This is a genomic window from Vibrio sinensis, from assembly GCF_003605645.1.
Taxonomy (GTDB): domain Bacteria; phylum Pseudomonadota; class Gammaproteobacteria; order Enterobacterales; family Vibrionaceae; genus Vibrio; species Vibrio sinensis.
Genome location: NZ_QVMU01000002.1, coordinates 110,282 through 128,231, shown reverse-complemented (window position 1 = coordinate 128,231; position 17,950 = coordinate 110,282). Strand labels below are relative to the sequence as shown.

At 44.0% G+C, this 17,950-nt stretch carries 14 protein-coding genes; 12 read left to right on the top strand and 2 right to left on the bottom strand.

Going from position 1 to position 17,950, the window contains the following annotated elements:
• The first annotated feature begins 228 nt into the window (after positions 1 to 228).
• Both recB and recD read left to right on the top strand, forming a co-directional pair.
• Entirely contained in the window at positions 229 to 3,855 is a 3,627-nt protein-coding gene (recB, locus tag DZ860_RS04100; RefSeq protein ID WP_120029655.1) for an exodeoxyribonuclease V subunit beta, read from the top strand.
• Positions 3,852 to 6,011 carry an exodeoxyribonuclease V subunit alpha gene (recD, locus tag DZ860_RS04095; protein ID WP_243641803.1) on the top strand — a complete coding sequence of 720 codons (2,160 nt, stop codon included), beginning with the start codon at positions 3,852 to 3,854 and terminating at the stop codon, positions 6,009 to 6,011. Before recB ends, recD begins: the two co-directional genes overlap by 4 nt.
• 70 nt (positions 6,012 to 6,081) lie before the next feature.
• On the opposite strand, the gene DZ860_RS04090 is transcribed toward recD, so the two are convergent.
• Positions 6,082 to 6,261: a hypothetical protein gene (locus DZ860_RS04090; protein ID WP_120029832.1), complete on the bottom strand. Its 180-nt coding sequence runs from the start codon at positions 6,259 to 6,261 to the stop codon at positions 6,082 to 6,084.
• Positions 6,262 to 6,510: 249 nt separating this feature from the next.
• Positions 6,511 to 7,851, bottom strand: a complete 1,341-nt coding sequence (argA, locus tag DZ860_RS04085; RefSeq protein ID WP_120029654.1) for an amino-acid N-acetyltransferase — start codon at positions 7,849 to 7,851, stop codon at positions 6,511 to 6,513.
• 258 nt (positions 7,852 to 8,109) lie between these two features.
• Between argA and DZ860_RS04080 the strand changes: the two genes are divergently transcribed.
• The 10 genes from DZ860_RS04080 (at position 8,110) to bamB (ending at position 17,861) form a co-directional block, all read left to right on the top strand.
• A complete protein-coding gene (locus tag DZ860_RS04080) occupies positions 8,110 to 8,469 on the top strand; it encodes a DUF2850 domain-containing protein (protein ID WP_165862845.1) in 360 nt (119 codons plus the stop codon).
• Between the two features lie 68 nt (positions 8,470 to 8,537).
• Positions 8,538 to 9,638 (top strand): murein transglycosylase A, encoded by a 1,101-nt coding sequence (mltA, locus tag DZ860_RS04075; RefSeq protein ID WP_120029831.1) that lies wholly within the window; start codon positions 8,538 to 8,540, stop codon positions 9,636 to 9,638.
• Between the two features lie 100 nt (positions 9,639 to 9,738).
• On the top strand, positions 9,739 to 10,548 hold the full coding sequence (gene tcdA, locus DZ860_RS04070; RefSeq protein WP_120029652.1) for a tRNA cyclic N6-threonylcarbamoyladenosine(37) synthase TcdA: 810 nt from the start codon (positions 9,739 to 9,741) through the stop codon (positions 10,546 to 10,548).
• 9 nt (positions 10,549 to 10,557) lie between these two features.
• Entirely contained in the window at positions 10,558 to 10,986 is a 429-nt protein-coding gene (gene csdE / locus DZ860_RS04065; protein ID WP_120029651.1) for a cysteine desulfurase sulfur acceptor subunit CsdE, read from the top strand.
• Between the two features lie 173 nt (positions 10,987 to 11,159).
• Complete coding sequence (gene rlmN / locus DZ860_RS04060; protein ID WP_120029650.1) at positions 11,160 to 12,284, top strand: dual-specificity RNA methyltransferase RlmN; 1,125 nt, start codon at positions 11,160 to 11,162, stop codon at positions 12,282 to 12,284.
• A 350-nt stretch (positions 12,285 to 12,634) separates the two neighbouring features.
• Positions 12,635 to 13,561 carry a RodZ domain-containing protein gene (locus tag DZ860_RS04055; protein WP_120029649.1) on the top strand — a complete coding sequence of 309 codons (927 nt, stop codon included), beginning with the start codon at positions 12,635 to 12,637 and terminating at the stop codon, positions 13,559 to 13,561.
• Positions 13,562 to 13,569: 8 nt separating this feature from the next.
• Positions 13,570 to 14,688, top strand: a complete 1,119-nt coding sequence (gene ispG / locus DZ860_RS04050) for a flavodoxin-dependent (E)-4-hydroxy-3-methylbut-2-enyl-diphosphate synthase (RefSeq protein ID WP_120029648.1) — start codon at positions 13,570 to 13,572, stop codon at positions 14,686 to 14,688.
• A gap of 57 nt (positions 14,689 to 14,745) precedes the next feature.
• Positions 14,746 to 16,014: a histidine--tRNA ligase gene (gene hisS / locus DZ860_RS04045; protein WP_120029647.1), complete on the top strand. Its 1,269-nt coding sequence runs from the start codon at positions 14,746 to 14,748 to the stop codon at positions 16,012 to 16,014.
• Positions 16,015 to 16,076: 62 nt separating this feature from the next.
• On the top strand, positions 16,077 to 16,691 hold the full coding sequence (locus DZ860_RS04040) for a YfgM family protein (RefSeq protein ID WP_120029646.1): 615 nt from the start codon (positions 16,077 to 16,079) through the stop codon (positions 16,689 to 16,691).
• A 12-nt stretch (positions 16,692 to 16,703) separates the two neighbouring features.
• Entirely contained in the window at positions 16,704 to 17,861 is a 1,158-nt protein-coding gene (bamB, locus tag DZ860_RS04035) for an outer membrane protein assembly factor BamB (protein ID WP_120029645.1), read from the top strand.
• The last annotated feature ends 89 nt before the right edge of the window (positions 17,862 to 17,950 follow it).

The window sequence follows — 17,950 nt, the reverse complement described above, 5'->3', positions numbered from 1 at the left end:
GTCAGAGGGACCATGATTCGTATGGTTTATTGCAAGTTAGTCTTGCTCAACACGTGACGCGCATACTAATGATTTAAGAGATGTTGTTCCGTGAGTCGGATCTCAGAAAAACCTCAATTGATGAGGTTTGTTAATAATAACTAGATAATTAAAGCTTGGGTCACACTTTATCTTGGATAAAAACGGCCCAAGCTAAGCAATAGTTGCGCTAAAAAAGGGTTTTAATCTATGACTTCGACATCTGTGGTGACGTCGCTTGATGCCATGACTTTTCCATTGCATGGTGCGCGTTTGATCGAAGCTTCGGCTGGTACGGGTAAGACGTTCACAATTGCAGGGCTATATTTACGGCTACTGCTCGGGCATGGTGATTCTGAAACGAAACACTGTACTCCACTTACCGTCGATCAAATTCTCGTGGTGACATTTACGGAAGCGGCAACGGCTGAATTGCGTGACCGGATTCGTGCTCGTATTCATGATGCGCGTATCGCGTTTGCCCGTGGTCAGAGCCAAGATCCTGTGATTAAGCCTTTGCTTGAGGTTGTCAGTGATCATCAACAAGCCGCCGCGATCTTACTGCAAGCCGAACGTCAAATGGATGAAGCTGCGGTTTATACCATTCATGGTTTTTGCCAACGAATGTTAACGCAAAACGCTTTTGAATCAGGCAGTCGATTTAACAATGAATTTGTCACTGATGAGAGCCATCTAAAAGCACAAGTCGTGGCGGATTACTGGCGTCGAAATTTCTACTCGCTTCCGATTAAACTTGCAGGGGAAGTGCGTCAAATTTGGGGAGCACCATCAGCGCTGCTTGATGATGTCCGTCAGTATTTAACCGGAGTGCCGGTTAAATTATCTGTTCCGGCTATGTCAGGAAGTTTACAAGATTTACATCAACAGAACCTTGAAAAAATCGATCAACTCAAGCAGTTGTGGCGTGCAAGCCAAGATGATTTTCTTAGCTTAATTGAAAACTCAGATGTGAATAAACGCAGCTACAGTAAAAAGTCATTACCTGCATGGTTAGGGGCTGTAGATGCTTGGGCGGCAACAGAAACAAACGGTTATGACTATCCCGATAAGCTAGAAAAATTTTCTCAAAGTGAGTTAAACAGTAAAACGACTAAGGGAACGAGTCCTCAACACCCTGTCTTTGTCGCAATTGAAGAATTTTTAGCCCAGCCAATCAGTTTAAAAGCTCCCTTGTTAGCTCATGCGATTGAACAGTGTCGTGACATGCTGGCAAAAGCGAAACAACAAAAACATTGGCTCTCTTTCGATGATTTGCTAACTAACTTATCGGCATCGATGGATGAAGATGAGTCTGGTTTATTGGCGGAGACGATTCGTCACCTTTACCCTGTTGCAATGATCGATGAATTCCAAGATACCGACCCGCTTCAATATAGCATTTTCAGCCGTATTTATCTGAATAATCCAGAGTGTGGATTATTTATGATCGGTGACCCGAAGCAGGCTATTTATGGCTTCCGTGGCGCAGATATTTTTACTTATATTAAAGCGCGTCAACAAGTTTCATCACACTTTACTTTAGGTACTAACTGGCGTTCGAGCGCTGATATGGTCAGTTCGGTTAACCAAGTATTTGAGCGACCATCAAGCCCATTTATTTATGACCAAGACATTCCATTTCTACCGGTTGCGCACAGCCCAAACGCAGAAAAACGCACTTGGACTATGGGTAGTCAAAAGCAACCTGCGCTGACTTATTGGCTGCAAGAGGCGGATGATAAACCATTGTCAAAAGGTGAGTATCTAGATGCGATGGCGCAAGCGTGTGCTGATCAAATTCATACTATCCTTGCCGCTTCACAAAACAGTGATGCGTTCTTCTGTGATGGTAAAAATGAACCACAAGCGATAAAGGCGGGTGATATCGCTGTGTTGGTTCGTACCGGTAACGAAGGCCGCATGGTAAAAGAAGCCCTTGCGAAACAAGGTATTGCGAGTGTGTATCTCTCTAACCGAGACAGTGTATTTACAGCTACCGTTGCTCAAGATATTCAGCGCTTGTTGCAGGCGGTCCTTATTCCTGAAAATGATCGCGCCCTTCGTGCTTGTTTAGCCTCTGAGCTGTTTGCGCTTGATGCTGGTGCCTTAGATGCGTTGAACAACGATGAAACGGAATGGGAAAATGCGGTCAACGAGTTCAAAGAGTATCGCAAACTTTGGACGCTCCGAGGTGTGCTTCCTATGCTGCGTGCGGTGATGAGCAAACGTCATGTTGCGGAGCGACTACTTGAAGAAGATTTAGGTGAACGAGTTCTTACCGACCTAATGCATATTGGCGAGTTGCTTCAGCAAGCCAGTCAAGAGTTGGACAGTGACCACGGTCTACTGCGTTGGTTGGCTCAGTCAATTAGCGATGCACAGCAGGGGTTAGGTGGAAGTGATGATCAAATTCAGCGCCTTGAATCAGAACGTAACCTCGTTCAAATCGTCACGATTCATAAATCCAAAGGGTTGGAATATGATTTGGTCTTTTTACCCTTTGTTCTGAGCTACCGTGAAGCGAGTGAAGCCAAGTATTACGATGCTGAAAGTGATACTACGATTCTCGATTTGACCAAGCAAGATGTCGCCATCGAACAAGCGGATAAAGAGCGTTTAGCGGAAGACTTGCGTTTGATTTATGTTGCCTTGACCCGTGCGGTTTACGGTTGTTTTATTGGTACCGCACCACTGAGAAATGGCCGCTCAACGAAAGAGCCGACCGGGGTTCATCAAAGTGCGATGGGGTATTTGCTGCAAGATGGTCAAGCTGGAAGTATCAGCGATCTTACTCGAGCGATTGAGGCTCAAGTTAATGGATTACCTTGTGTATTCATGACGGGGTTGCCCCAAGAGCACACCGATCTGTTGCAAATGGAGCAAAGCGACGCACAAGTACTCACCGCAAGTGAGCTCAATCAAGAAATTGATCGTAGTTGGCGAATCACCAGTTATTCCGGATTAGTAAAACAAGGCAACCAACATCACAGCAATGATGCGCTAACGGATATCATGCGATTGGATGTTGATTCTTCAGATGATCTGGATAGTGAGGAACTGCTTGAGCCAGAACGCTCTATCTTCACTTTTCCTCGTGGCGCACGTCCGGGTACGTTCTTACACAGTCTATTTGAAGAGGTGGAATTTACTCAACCCGCTAATAGTGAAGAAAATACTCAAGTTATTGTGCGTTTGATGGAGAGTGAACAATTAGATGAGCAATGGTTGCCAATTCTTCAGCAGTTGATCGATACGGTTCTTGATACACCACTTGATGGAAAATCGATGCGTCTCAATGAAACTCAACCCCATCAGCGTTTGGTTGAAATGGAGTTTCTGCTACCGATTGAAGTTTTAGCCTCTTCAGCATTGAATCGTGTGACTCAGCGACATGACCCATTATCAGCGAAAGCCGGTGATCTCGGTTTCCATACTGTACAAGGCATGCTGAAAGGTTTCATTGACTTAGTTTTTGAGCATCAAGGTAAATATTACGTACTTGACTGGAAATCGAACCATTTAGGTGATGACGTCCACTATTACCATGGCGAAGCATTAAAATCGGCGATGGCCGATCATCGTTACGATCTGCAATATCAAATCTATGCGCTTGCACTGCATCGTTTCTTACGTAGTCGACTCGCTCACTACGATTACGATCAACATTTCGGTGGCGTTTATTATCTATTCCTCCGAGGTATGGATGGAGAGAGTGAGCATGGTATTTTTTCGGCGAGACCGACATTTGAGTTGTTAGATGAGATGGATAAATTGATTGATGGCAAAACTATAGAAGCTAGAGAGAGTAGTGCAGGTCAAATGGAGCTAGATCTATGAGCGACGTTACACCAATGAATACCGCTGCTGCTTTGGAGCAGCCAAGGCTATTGTCGTTATTAAAAACACTAGCGGATAAAAAGTCGATTCGTCAGCTGGATTATCAATTCGCTCGTTTTATTCTTTCTTATAGTCACAATGAAGCGTTAGCTTTTTTAGCAGGCGTGGTCAGTGCTGAGCTGGGTAAAGGACATATTTGTTTGCCGTTAAGGGATTCAAAAGGGCAGTCGACAGACTTGGCGGCTAAGGTTGGACTCTTTGGTGACGCAGCTCTTCAGCTTAACCAAGGTTTGATGGCCATCGACTGGCAACAAGTTTTAACCGATTCGAACTTGGTTGGAAAACATGGTGAAGCGGTGCCGATGATTTTTGATGGAGAACGCCTCTATCTGCATCGTTACTGGCACTATGAATCTATGTTGGCAGAGCGTTTACATTGCTTTGGGTCACCGATGATCTTAAAGCCTACAGAGATCCAAATGCTCTCTGAAGTGCTTAATCACTTGTTTGCTAGAAACTATCGATTTCTATTTTCTGCTTTAAACGAGGCGAAACAATCCGGTGGCTTAAATGCGGGTTTGATACAGCAACTGGTGTGCGATCACCTTGATGTTATCCCATCTGCTGAACTGAATTGGCAAGCGATTAATGCTTTGATCAGCAATCTCACTAACATGGAGCAACTGAATGAGTTGGATTTACTTGTTCCTGATGTCGCTTGCGTCAATTGGCAGAAAGTGGCAGCAGCCGTTGCTTTGACTCGTCGTTTTGCTGTTATCTCAGGAGGACCTGGTACAGGTAAAACCACCACGGTGACTAAGCTATTGGCGGCATTAATTGAACAAGCTCAAAACAGCTCTGGTACGCCAACTATCAAGCTGGTGGCACCAACGGGTAAAGCCGCCGCTCGTCTGACAGAATCAATAGGTAAGGCTATTGATCAATTACCGGTTTCGCCTGAGCTAAAAAATGCGATTCCTACCGATTCCAGTACCATTCATCGTTTACTTGGCGCGTTACCTAATAGTGCTGAATTCCGACACAATCAAAGTAATCCTCTGCACCTTGATATTCTAGTTGTAGATGAAGCTTCGATGGTGGATTTGCCGATGATGTACAAATTGGTCGATGCGCTGCCTAAGCATGCTCGTTTGATTTTATTGGGCGATAAAGACCAACTGGCTTCGGTAGAAGCGGGAGCCGTATTAGGTGATATTTGCTCGTTTTATCAGTATGGCTTCAGTGCTGGGCAAGGAAGTGCCGTTGCCCAATTAACGGGTTATCAAAGCTTAGCCTCATCAAAGATGCCAAGCTCAAACAGAAGCAGTGATATAGCCGATTGCCTCTGCATGCTGCAAAAGAGCTACCGTTTTGATGCTCGCTCTGGTATCGGCCAGCTTGCGAAAGCGATTAACGCAGGTTCGGTGACTCACGTTGCTGCGGTTTGGGATAAAGGGTTCTCTGATATCGCTAAATTTGCGATTGATAGCCACAATTATAATCAGATGATTCAAACCTTAGTCTCGGAATACTCGCCTTATTTGCAGCGCATGCGTCGTCGAGAGCTAGACCCTAATACAGAACAAACCGAAACTTCAGCGCAGCAAGCGAAAGCGGCGCTCGATCTGTTTAACCGCTGTCGTTTATTGTGTGCGGTTCGTGAGGGTGACTTTGGTGTCGCAGGTTTGAATGTTCGTATTGAACGCGCTTTAGCGGCTCGTAAATTGATTCAAACTCAAGATGAGCTTTGGTATCACGGACGTCCCGTGATGGTGACGCGAAATGATCACGGCTTGGGTTTGTATAATGGTGATATTGGCTTATGTATGCTTGATGGAGAGGGAGACGAAACTCGTTTAAAGGTTTTCTTTGAATTACCCGATGGCAGTGTTAAGTCAGTTTTACCAAGCCGAGTCCCAGAGCATGAGACTGCATTCGCTATGACCATCCATAAGTCTCAGGGGAGTGAATTTGATTTTACCTTGATGATTTTACCCCCTGAATACAGCCCGATTTTAACCCGTGAGCTTATTTATACGGGTATTACTCGTGCTAAAAAACGCTTAGCTTTGTATATGGAAGATCGCGTTGTTAACCGTGGTATTAAGGTAAAGACTGAAAGGGCGAGTGGCTTGATCAGTAAGTTAATGTCGTAACAGGGTAGGGTAGTAGAGAATTCTCACCATCCTTGGTGGAGAGAGATAACTATTTGAGTAACCGTGATAATCAGTTAAAGGCGTCGGAAAAAGTAATATCGCGGATTTGGTATCGAGTGCTGTAATTGAGGATAAAGTCTTTTAGGCTATCTGTTACAGGGAATACACAATGAACATTTAAGCCGATTAAGAGTTCATTGTCAGCCATGTCCCAAAAGCTTTGTAGTGAATTACATATAATGGTTTTCATAGGTATTTTGCTCTTCATGACGTTGATAACGACGTAAAGCAATCCTTGCTGTTTAGCCAAACAAATACCGCAGTTAAGCTAAATAGTGACTGAATCCATTCCTCCATTTTAATTGGAGCGCGCAAATATTAACCAAAAAGTTTTATGAAATAAAGCGAGTATTTGGTGTAAATTAATGAAACAAAGTCTCACTTTTGAGACTTTGTTTTTGCTTTAAATATTTGATAATTCGTTTTGGTCAACCCTAGTTTACCGACAACTCACAGCTAAAATTTTTGAATTCCTTTGATAGTTGTATAGATTTTGTTTGTGTGAGGGTAGAGAGTCGACATCGACTTCATGGAACCCGTGCTCACGGAACCAGTGCAAGCTATGTGTTGTTAGAACGAATATCTGATCAATACTGCGAGCTCTTGATTCCGCTTTCATATAGTTAAGCAGTTGTAATCCACGGTTACCATCTCGGTACTCTGGGTGAATCGCAACACAGGCCATCTCAGCCATTCTTTCTTCAAGGTAGGGGTAGAGCGCAGCGCAGCCGATGATCAGGTTATCTTTTTCAATAATAGTGAATTGATGGATTTCTTGTTCAAGCTGTTCTCTTGAACGACGAACTAAAACGCCCTGTTCTTCTAAAGGACGGATCAGTTCAAGAATACCGCCGATGTCATCAATTTTTGCATTTCTAACTTGTTCGGAAATCGCTCGTACGACTTGAGTACCAATACCATCAAGAGAAAATAGTTCTTGGATTAATGCGCCATCGACCTTGTAGCTAACCAAGTGGCTACGTGGAACACCAGCTCGACACGCAGTAATCGCTGCGCGTAAGAATCGCAGGCTTCCTGAGGCATTATCACTGGCGAGATCGTTATCAAGCTCGAGTTTTTGTAGAATATCTTCCGCTTCTTTAGGGACTAATTCAGCAATGACATTTCCAGAGGGATTGATGATGCCCTGCTCGCTACAAAATCCGATTAATTTGTCAGCTTTCAAGCGAATCGCGACTTGAGTGGCGACTTCTTCTGAAAGTAGGTTAAACGACTCTCCGGTTACTGAGCTCGCGATAGGTCCCAACAGCACAATCGAACCTTGATCAAGGGAACGATTTATTCCCTCGATATCAATACGACGTATTTTTCCGCTATGACAGTAATCAACGCCATCATCGACGCCTAGGGGTTGAGAAATGACAAAGTTACCGCTCACTACATTCAATTGAGTGCCTGCCATTGGTGTATTTCTCAAACTCATCGAAAGCTGTGCTGTAATAGCAAGTTGAAGTTGCCCAGCCGCTTGCATAACTAAGCTAAGCGTTCGTTCATCAGTAACCCGAATGCCTTTATGGTATGCCGTTGAGTGCTGGTTTTGTTCCACAATAGTATTAATTTGTGGCCGAGCGCCATGCACTAAAACGATCTTTACCCCTAAGCTATGTAAGAGCGCGAGATCGCTAATGATGTTGGTAAAATTGCTATCAGCAACAGCTTCACCACCTAGCATCACAACCATGGTGCTACCTCGGTGTGCATTAACATAGGGGGCAGATTGCCTAAAACCTTTGACGAGAGCAGTACTACGTATTTTCACAGCAACATCCATGTAAGTGAATTTATATGTTTAAATATTGCAATTTTATTCTTTATTGGGCAAGTGTTTTTTTGGAAACAACATCAAGATCCTGAAAGAGAACATTGTCGGGCTATTGGCTAAATGGTATAGAAGCGGGGTGTATCATCAGCCTCTGTTCTAGGTAAGATTTTTTTAATGGTTTCAAAAGTAAATAGTCAGACAAAGCCTCGCTCCCGTTTTAGATCGCGGAATAAATTGAGCATCAAAGAGATTTTTATGTGGCTGATTATCATCGTGCTATTCGTTGGCATGTTAAAAGTAACCACGCTTTTGGCTAAAACGTATCAAGAAAACCAACATCCAGATTCAGAAGTTTATGGCGTGTGGCAAGAAAAAGATGTGGCTCCTTACGCCGCAGAGCAGCTTATTTTTACCCAAGATGGAGTTGTTTTTGAAGGTGGGGTTATCGATACCAATTTTTATTTTGATGGTAAATATTTGGAATACCAACATGGGGACACGTTACGCCGTTTTAAATTTCTCAATAAAGATCTAACCGAAATGAAGATGTTACTGTCATCCGGTTACCAACCCGTCTTTCAAATGTCAGAAAAGTTTCAAAATAACATCCGTTAACGTCTCTTTTATTGCGCAATATCGTTGAGTTTGTCATGCTCACTCCATTGCGTGAGAGGACTCTATTAGTGATTAAAAAATACCTGCCTTTAGCAGCCGCTTCTATTTTATTTGGCTGTGCACAACCGACTGAGCGAGCTCAGCAGTACCTTGATGGTGAATTTCCAGCGACATTGAATGAAGTCAATGTGGTGACATCGGATAAACCAAGAGATTTTACTGAGTTTCACAAACAAACCGAGCAAGTGATCGCAAACTCGCCATCGATGGCTAAGACCTACCAACCCCTTTACGAAAAATTGAACGAGTGGGTTTTACAAAGCGGTGACCCAGCAGATTTATCACAGTTTGGTATTCAAACTGCGCAGCTTGGTGGTGGTGATAAGCAAGGTAACGTGCTTTTCACTGGATATTTTTCACCAGTGATCGAACTGCGTCATCAAGCAAATGAAACTTTCAAATACCCGGTTTACGCTAAACCAGATTGTGATAGCAATTGCCCAACACGAGCGGAGATTTATTCAGGTGCTTTAAATGGCAAAGGCTTGGAACTTGGCTATGCAATGAATATGATCGACCCGTTTTTGATGGAAGTGCAAGGTAGTGGCTTTGTTCATTTTGAAGATGATGATTCACTAGAGTATTTCGCTTACGGTGGTAAAAATAACAAAGCTTACGTGAGCATCGGCAAGGTTTTGATTGAGCGCGGTGAAGTCACCCGTGAAAAAATGTCGATGAAAGCGATTAAAGATTGGGTATTGGCCAATGACGAAGCGACTGTTCGTGATGTGTTAGAACAAAACCCATCTTACGTCTTCTTTGCTCCTAGACAAGACGCTCCCGTTACCGGATCGGCGGGTATTCCTCTGTTAGCTATGGCTTCAGTAGCGGGTGATCGCTCTATTTTTCCTATGGGAACGCCGATTCTGGCGGAAGTCCCTTTGCTGAATGCAGATGGTAGTTGGAGTGGTGCGCATCAATTACGCCTATTGGTCGTGTTGGACACAGGTGGTGCCGTAAAACAAAACCACTTAGACTTGTATCATGGCATGGGGCCAAGAGCTGGCCTAGAGGCTGGTCACTACAAGCACTTTGGTCGAGTATGGAAGTTAGGCTTGGAGAATTCTACGACCCAATCTCCTTGGGCTAGACCACCAGAAAAGCTATAACAGCGAATACGTTTCGCGTTCGAGCGAGTCTAGACTTTTTAATGAAGAGTGCGTATAAATCGCACTCTTTGTTTTTCTACCGATTTACGGGTTTTGAGTTATGCGTGAATTAGATACACCAGCATCAGATAATTATAACCAACGTTTTGGTGGCACTCGCCGCTTATACGGCAATAGCGAAGTTGATATTTTGCGTGCAGCGCATGTGTGCGTTATTGGCATTGGTGGTGTAGGTTCATGGGCGGTTGAAGCATTGGCTCGAACGGGTGTGGGTGAGCTTACGCTGATCGACATGGATGATGTGTGTGTGACGAATATTAACCGTCAAATTCACGCCATGACAGGTACCGTAGGTAAAAGCAAAATTGAAGTGATGGCGGAACGCGTTAAGTTAATTAACCCTGAATGTAAGGTTAATTTGATTGATGACTTTATTACGCCAGATAATCAACACGAATACCTATCAAAAGATTACGATTATGTGTTAGATGCGATTGATAGTGTGAAAGCAAAAGCAGCACTATTGGCTTATTGTCGTAGCAATAAAATAAAAGTCATTACGACAGGCGGTGCGGGTGGTCAGGTTGATCCAACCCAAATCCAAGTGGCGGACTTAACCAAAACGATCCAAGATCCTCTAGCAAAGAAAATTAAAGACACGTTACGTCGTCATCATAATTTTCCGAAAAACCCACAGCGTAAGTTTGGTATCGATTGTGTCTTTTCAACGGAACAATTGAAATATCCTCAAGCCGATGGCTCGGTGTGTGCGGTTAAATCAACGGCTGAGGGGCCTAAGCGAATGGATTGTGCGAGCGGTTTTGGCGCAGCAACCGTCGTGACGGCAACATTTGGTTTTGTCGCTGTTGCACGTATCGTTGAAAAAATCATTCAAAAACACCGTAAGTAGGAATTTCACATGTCGGCGTTTCCACAAAGTCCTTTTGGGCAAGAGATCACTACTAGCGACATGATTGCGACGATGCAAGCATTTCGTGGCTGGGAAGATAAGTACCGTCAGGTTATTCAATGGGGTAAGAAATTACCTATTATGCCAGATGAGCTAAAATCGGAACTGGTCACAGTATCAGGATGTGAGAGTTTGGTATGGTTGGTTAGCGAGCAAAAAGAGGGGGTGTGGTTCTTCTGCGCCGATTCTGATGCTCGTATCGTACGTGGTTTAATTGCGTTAGTGATGGCGGCATACGATGGGAAAACCAGCGAACAGATTCAAGCATTCGACATTGATGACTACTTCAATCAATTAGGTTTGATTGCTCACCTAAGCCCTTCTCGCGGCAATGGCCTAAAAGCGATTGTCGAACAAATTAAGCAACTGACTGCTTAATCGAAATTATAACCATCAGCCCTATGTTTTGTAAGGGCTGGTGGATTGTTTGATATTTAACCATCGCTAATTTAATGCCTTAGCAAAATCAGGGTTTTGAGACTCTTGTTGAAGCTGCGTAAAGGCTGTACAATTCGCGCCCTTAATTAATGTTCCGTCTTTTGAGAGGCCACATGAGCACTGAAAAAATCAATCTACTCGACTTTGATCGCAAAGGTATGCGTGAGTTCTTCGCTGAAGAACTAGGAGAAAAGGCATTCCGCGCGGATCAAGTAATGAAGTGGATCTACCATTTCGGTGTTGATAACTTCGAAAATATGACCAACATTAACAAAGTGCTTCGCGCAAAATTGTTAGATCGTTGCGAAATTAAAGCACCGATTGTATCGGCAGCTCAACACTCTTCTGATGGCACCATCAAATGGGCAATGCGTGTTGGTGATCAAGACGTTGAAACGGTTTATATCCCTGAAGATGACCGTGCGACCTTGTGCGTTTCTTCTCAGGTAGGTTGTGCATTAGAATGTAAATTCTGTTCGACAGCGCAACAAGGTTTCAACCGCAACTTGAAAGTGTCAGAGATCATCGGTCAAGTTTGGCGTGCAGCACGTGAAGTCGGTTTGGAAAAAGAAACCGGTCGCCGTCCAATCACTAACGTAGTGATGATGGGCATGGGTGAGCCGCTACTGAACATGAAAAACCTGTTACCAGCCTTAGAGATCATGCTAGATGACTTAGGTTTTGGTCTATCTAAGCGTCGTGTGACGGTTTCAACATCTGGTGTTGTTTCTGGTCTTGATCAGATGACAGGCAACATTGATGTCGCATTGGCAATCTCTTTGCATGCGCCAAACGATGAATTGCGCAGCCAAATCATGCCAATTAACGATCGTTGGAATATCCAAGATTTCTTAGCTGGGGTTCGTCGCTATATCGAGAAATCGAACGCGAACCGTGGCAAAGTAACCGTTGAATACGTACTGCTAGATCATGTAAATGATGGTACAGAACATGCTGAAGAATTAGCGATTCTGATGAAAGACACACCGTGTAAGTTTAACTTAATTCCGTTTAACCCATACCCGGGTTCACCGTACAAAAAACCAAGTAATTCGCGTATTGATCGATTCCAAAAAACCTTGATGAAGTACGATCATACAGTAACGGTTCGTAAGACTCGTGGCGATGATATCGATGCTGCTTGTGGGCAACTTGTTGGTGACGTAATTGATAGAACTAAGCGTACCGCAATGCTAAAAGCGTCAAAAGGTGACACGATTGATGTGAAAGCAGTTTAAATTCAGACTGTTAATTTTCGAAGCCAGAGCATTGCTCTGGCTTTTTTGTCTGAATAAATGAGGCAAAATAGTGATGAGTAATGTCAAAATCAGGAAAAATGTTGACCTGTCTGTAATTTATGCACGTTTACTATGTTGTTTCATCCTTGATATCTATTAGAATTAATAGTTAAACCTCTTACCACACGTATTATATGTGTCTAGTGAGTAGCGTGGTGCAAACTACGACAAACGTTAGGCAGGGTAAATTCCGAAGAACCAAATTGTTTTAGCCTCAATATTTGCTACTAAAGAAAAACAATAAAAGTGAATTGCAGAGTAAAACTCCCAACGAGAGAAGTAATCAGATTATGAGTGAAGAAAAGCAAACCACCACCGTCGACCATTCCACTATTGAAGCTGCGGGCACCATTTTAAAGAACAAACGTATTGAATTAGGGTTAACTCAAAAGCAAGTTGCCGATCGCTTACGCTTACGTGTATCGATGATTGAGAATATCGAAAATAATCAATTTGAAAGTGATCAAGTTGCGACGTTTACGCGCGGTTATTTACGCTCATACGCAAAAGTGGTTGGTGTTCCTGAAGCGGAGGTTCTTTGTGCGTTGGAAGATTGTGGCGATGCTCAATTAGAAGAGCAACCAATGCAGAGCTTTTCTGGAAAAACCAAACGTGAACGACACGATAATCGAATTATGGTTCTTACTTGGGGCATTTTCGCCGTTATCCTCGCGATTTCATCTGTGTGGTGGTGGCAGAACCAAGAAAACGGTTTAGATGAATTTGCCGTTCCGGCTGACTCAACTGTGGCTGAAGTAGTAACAGAAGTGCAAGAACCCGCAGATATGGATACTGTATCTGATGCCGTCAGTTCTAATGAGCCAGAGCTCGCTGTTGATGCGAATATCACAGAAGCTTTGCCAGCAGAAACAGATAATGCCGCCACTGATACAACAGACACTCCTGCAACGACTGAAGCTACCGCAGAAACACCTGCGGCAGAGGTGATTGCGTCTGAAGTAGTAGAGAAGCCAGTAGTTGCTAACTTACTTGAAATGTCATTTAACGATGATTGCTGGATTCAGGTTAAAGATGCAACGGGTAAAACTCTAGCGACTGGTATTAAAAAAGGTGGCGAGTCTCTACAATTAGCGGGAACCGCGCCTTATAAAGTTATTTTGGGCGCTCCAGAAAACGTTTCAATGACATTAGCAAGTGAACCTGTCGACCTTTCTCGGTATACTTCAGGCAAAGTTGCACGATTCACCTTACCTTAGAAATGACTATGCAATACGAATCTCCTATTAAACGTCGCCCATCGACTCGTATTTACGTGGGTGATGTGCCTATTGGTGATGGCGCACCGATTGCTGTGCAGTCCATGACAAACACCAGAACAACAGACGTGGAAGCGACTGTTGCTCAAATCAGAGCATTAGAAAAAGTAGGTGCAGACATTGTACGAGTGTCTGTTCCAACCATGGACGCTGCAGAAGCGTTTAAGTTGATCAAACAACAAGTGAATGTTCCTCTTGTTGCGGATATTCATTTCGATTACCGCATTGCGCTTAAAGTTGCTGAGTATGGCGTTGATTGCTTACGCATTAACCCTGGCAATATTGGTAACGAAGAGCGTATTCGTTCTGTTGTTGATTGCGCCCGCGATAAAAACATCCCAATTCGCATTGGTGTTAATGGCGGTTCTCTGGAAAAAGAAATCCAGATGAAATATGGCGAGCCTACACCAGCAGCGCTGGTTGAGTCGGCTATGCGTCATGTCGATATTCTAGATCGTCTGAACTTTGACCAATTTAAAGTCAGTGTAAAAGCATCTGACGTATTTTTAGCGGTAGATTCTTACCGTCTATTGGCGAGCAAAATTGATCAACCGTTACACCTTGGTATTACTGAAGCAGGCGGCGCACGCGCTGGTGCTGTGAAGTCATCAGTTGGCCTTGGTATGCTACTTGCGGAAGGCATTGGTGATACATTGCGTATCTCTTTAGCTGCGAACCCAGTAGAAGAAATCAAAGTTGGCTTTGATATTCTAAAATCACTGCGTATTCGCTCTCGAGGTATCAACTTCATTGCATGCCCAAGTTGTTCACGTCAAGAATTTGATGTCATCAGCACAGTTAATGCACTTGAAGAACGCCTTGAAGATATCATTACGCCAATGGATGTATCGATTATCGGTTGTGTCGTAAATGGCCCAGGTGAAGCAGAAGTTTCACACTTAGGCTTGGCGGGTAGCAACAAGAAAAGTGCGTTCTACGAAGATGGAAAGCGTCAAAAAGAGCGTTTTGACAACGATGATCTCGTTAGCCAGCTAGAAGCTAGAATTCGAGCGAAAGCGGCAATATTAGATGCGGAAAACCGTATCGATATTAAAGTACAAGACTAATCTCAACGAACCTTACGGTTAATATTACGGTAAGTAATAACAGTTACGGTAACTATTGTGGCAAAAACTATTCAAGCAATTCGAGGCATGAACGATTGTCTCCCAACTCAATCTCCACTGTGGCAAAAACTAGAAGGCACAGTGAAACATGTTGTTAGCGCATACGGTTACAACGAAGTGCGTATGCCAATCGTTGAAGAAACAAACCTATTCAGCCGCGCTGTTGGTGAAGAGACAGACGTTGTTTCAAAAGAAATGTACACCTTTGATGATCGTAACGGCGATAGCCTAACACTTCGCCCTGAAGGTACTGCAGGTTGTGTACGTGCGTGTATTCAAAACAGCCTGATCAACCGTGACGAACAGCGTCTGTGGTACATGGGACCTATGTTCCGCCATGAGCGTCCACAAAAAGGTCGTTACCGTCAATTCCACCAGTGTGGTGTTGAGGTGTTTGGCCTAAATGGTCCAGATGTTGATGCTGAGCTTATTATGATGACAGCACGTCTATGGCGTGAGCTGGGTATCAATGAACATGTTCGTCTTGAGCTTAACTCTATCGGTTCTCAAGAAGATCGCGCAGAATACCGTACGGCATTGGTTGCATTCCTTGAGCAACATATCGATGTCCTAGACGAAGATTGTAAACGTCGCATGCACACTAACCCACTGCGTGTTCTGGATACGAAGAACCCTGACGTTCAGGCTATTTTAGGTGATGCCCCTCGTCTTTCTGAGTACTTAGGTGAAGAATCTACGCAACATTTTGCGGGCTTGTGTGAACTTCTTGACGCGGCTGGTATCGAATACAAAGTTAACGAGCGTCTGGTTCGTGGTCTTGATTACTACAACCGCACTGTATTTGAATGGATCACTGAAAGCTTGGGCTCTCAAGGTACCGTTTGTGGTGGTGGTCGCTACGATGGCCTAGTTGAACAGCTTGGTGGTAAACCAACTCCAGCAGTTGGTTTTGCGATGGGACTTGAGCGTTTAGTTCTAATGCTTGAAACATTAGAGCTAACGGAAGTTCGCCGCAGCGTTGACGTGTACGTCGTAACTGCGGGTGAGGGTACCATGATGGCTGGTATGAAACTGGCTGAGCAATTGCGTGAACAAGTTCCTGGCCTGCGAGTGATGAGTCACTTCGGTGGTGGTAACTTTAAGAAACAATTTAAGCGTGCTGATAAAGTGGGTGCTGCTGCAGCACTAGTATTGGGTGAGAACGAAGTAGCTGATGGTACTGTAGTACTAAAAGATCTACTAGGTGGCACTCAAGAAACTTACGCTCAATCGGATGTTGCCGCTAAACTGGCAGAGCTAATTTAATCAATTGATGTTTTCTAAGTGGTGGCAGTAGCCACCACTTTTATGATTTAAGAGGACAGGAAGTGGAACTCTACGATACTGAAGAACAACAAGTAGAAGCGATCAAAGATTGGTGGAAAGAGAACGGTAAAGCAGTGATCTTTGGTGCGGTCATTGGTTTAGGTGGTTTATTTGGTTGGCGTTACTATCAAGATACAGTGACTGCTGGTCAGGAAGCTGCATCTGAAACGTACACTCAAACTGTTCAAGTATTAGCACAGAACGGTGTCGATGCTCAGACTGATGTACAGTCATTTATTGATACTAACAAAGACACTGAATACTCAGTTTTAGCTGCAATGCAATTGGCTAAAGTTCAAGTAGAAGCGGGTAAAATTGAAGACGCTTTGAAGCAACTTGAGGGCGCAAAAGCAATCAGCAAAGATGCGGCACTTTCTACACTCATCTCTTACCGTATCGCTCGTTTACAAGCAGAGCTTGGTCAATTTGACGCGGCAATTACTGAGTTGAGCACGATCAAAGACGCAAGTTGGGCTGGTCGAGTTGCTGAGCTTAAAGGTGACATACTACTTCGTAAAGGCGATTCAGCGGGTGCTTACGCAGCATATACAGAAGCGCAACAGGCGAATGATGCAAGTCAAACGCTACAAATGAAATTGGATGATTTGGCCAAGTAAGGGCGATCGCGCATGAAGAAAATGCTGAATAAAGCACTAGTTACTGCAGTCGTTATTGGCGCGTTAGCAGGTTGTGCGAGTGAAGATGACACAGTCATTATGGCTCCGTTACCTCAAGTAACTGATCAGTTCACACCAAGCAGTCAATGGAATACTTCGGTAGGTAATGGCGTTGGGCAATACTTCTCGAAGCTAACTCCTGAATACGCTTATGAAAAACTGTTTGTGGCGAGTCGTGATGGTGTTGTTAAAGCGTTAAACCCAGAAGATGGTAAAACACTTTGGGAAACGGATTTAGAACAAGATACATCTGCACTTCTTTCTGGTGGTATCTCTGCAGCGTATGACCAAGTTTTTGTTGGTAGTGAAAATGGCGACGTTTATGCACTAAACCAAGAAACAGGTGAGCTTAACTGGGCTGCTAATGTGAATGGCGAAGTTTTATCAACGCCAGTGACAGACAGCAACTTTGTGATCGTTCATACCAGTAAAGGTGTTTTGATCGCTCTGGACCAATCAACGGGTGAAGTTAGTTGGGAGATCAGTACTGAAGTTCCAAACCTAACTTTACGCGGTACGAGTAAACCAGCCACCATTTCTGGCGGTATTTTCTGGGGCACAGCAAACGGTCGTTTAGCGGCAGCAATGGTTGAGCCTGGTCAATTGATTTGGCAACAGCCAATCGGAACCCCGCAAGGTGCAACTGAGATTGATCGACTAGTTGATGTGGATGCGTCTCCAATAATCCTTGGATCGAACCTATATATCGTAGGTTATAACGGCCAGTTAACGGCAATTGATTTACGCTCTGGCAAACCAGCTTGGAAGCGTAAATATTCCTCTTCTAGCGATATGGCGACCGATGGTAGCCGTTTGTTTGTTGTGACCGACAACGATCATTTAGCGGCGGTTGACGCCCGTAGTGGTACAGAGTTGTGGAACAACAAACAGCTCGAAAACCGTTTGTTAACTGCACCAGTGATTATAGCCGGCTACCTTGTTGTGGCAGATAGCCAAGGTTATATGCATTGGTTAGACCGTGACACGGGTGAATTTGTTGCTCAACAAGAGGTAGACAGCAGTGGATTTGCTGTTGGACCTGTTGCTTTGCCAGACGGTTATGTTGTTATTACGCGTGATGGCGATGTAAAGAAACTGGTGATTGAGTAGGTCTGGTTGAGTTTTCACTAGCATTTACCCCTTACCCATAGGTAAGTGATGGTAAAAACAGTTTCGAAAGCTCAACACACCCTAAATTA

Excerpts from the sequence above, each read along its gene's own strand:
- DZ860_RS04090 (WP_120029832.1), bottom strand. The coding sequence starts at position 6,261 with ATGAAAACCATTATATGTAATTCACTACAAAGCTTTTGGGACATGGCT.
- recB (WP_120029655.1), top strand. The coding sequence starts at position 229 with ATGACTTCGACATCTGTGGTGACGTCGCTTGATGCCATGACTTTTCCA.
- bamB (WP_120029645.1), top strand. The coding sequence starts at position 16,704 with ATGAAGAAAATGCTGAATAAAGCACTAGTTACTGCAGTCGTTATTGGC.
- tcdA (WP_120029652.1), top strand. The coding sequence starts at position 9,739 with ATGCGTGAATTAGATACACCAGCATCAGATAATTATAACCAACGTTTT.
- recD (WP_243641803.1), top strand. The coding sequence starts at position 3,852 with ATGAGCGACGTTACACCAATGAATACCGCTGCTGCTTTGGAGCAGCCA.
- rlmN (WP_120029650.1), top strand. The coding sequence starts at position 11,160 with ATGAGCACTGAAAAAATCAATCTACTCGACTTTGATCGCAAAGGTATG.
- DZ860_RS04080 (WP_165862845.1), top strand. The coding sequence starts at position 8,110 with ATGTGGCTGATTATCATCGTGCTATTCGTTGGCATGTTAAAAGTAACC.
- csdE (WP_120029651.1), top strand. The coding sequence starts at position 10,558 with ATGTCGGCGTTTCCACAAAGTCCTTTTGGGCAAGAGATCACTACTAGC.
- DZ860_RS04055 (WP_120029649.1), top strand. The coding sequence starts at position 12,635 with ATGAGTGAAGAAAAGCAAACCACCACCGTCGACCATTCCACTATTGAA.
- ispG (WP_120029648.1), top strand. The coding sequence starts at position 13,570 with ATGCAATACGAATCTCCTATTAAACGTCGCCCATCGACTCGTATTTAC.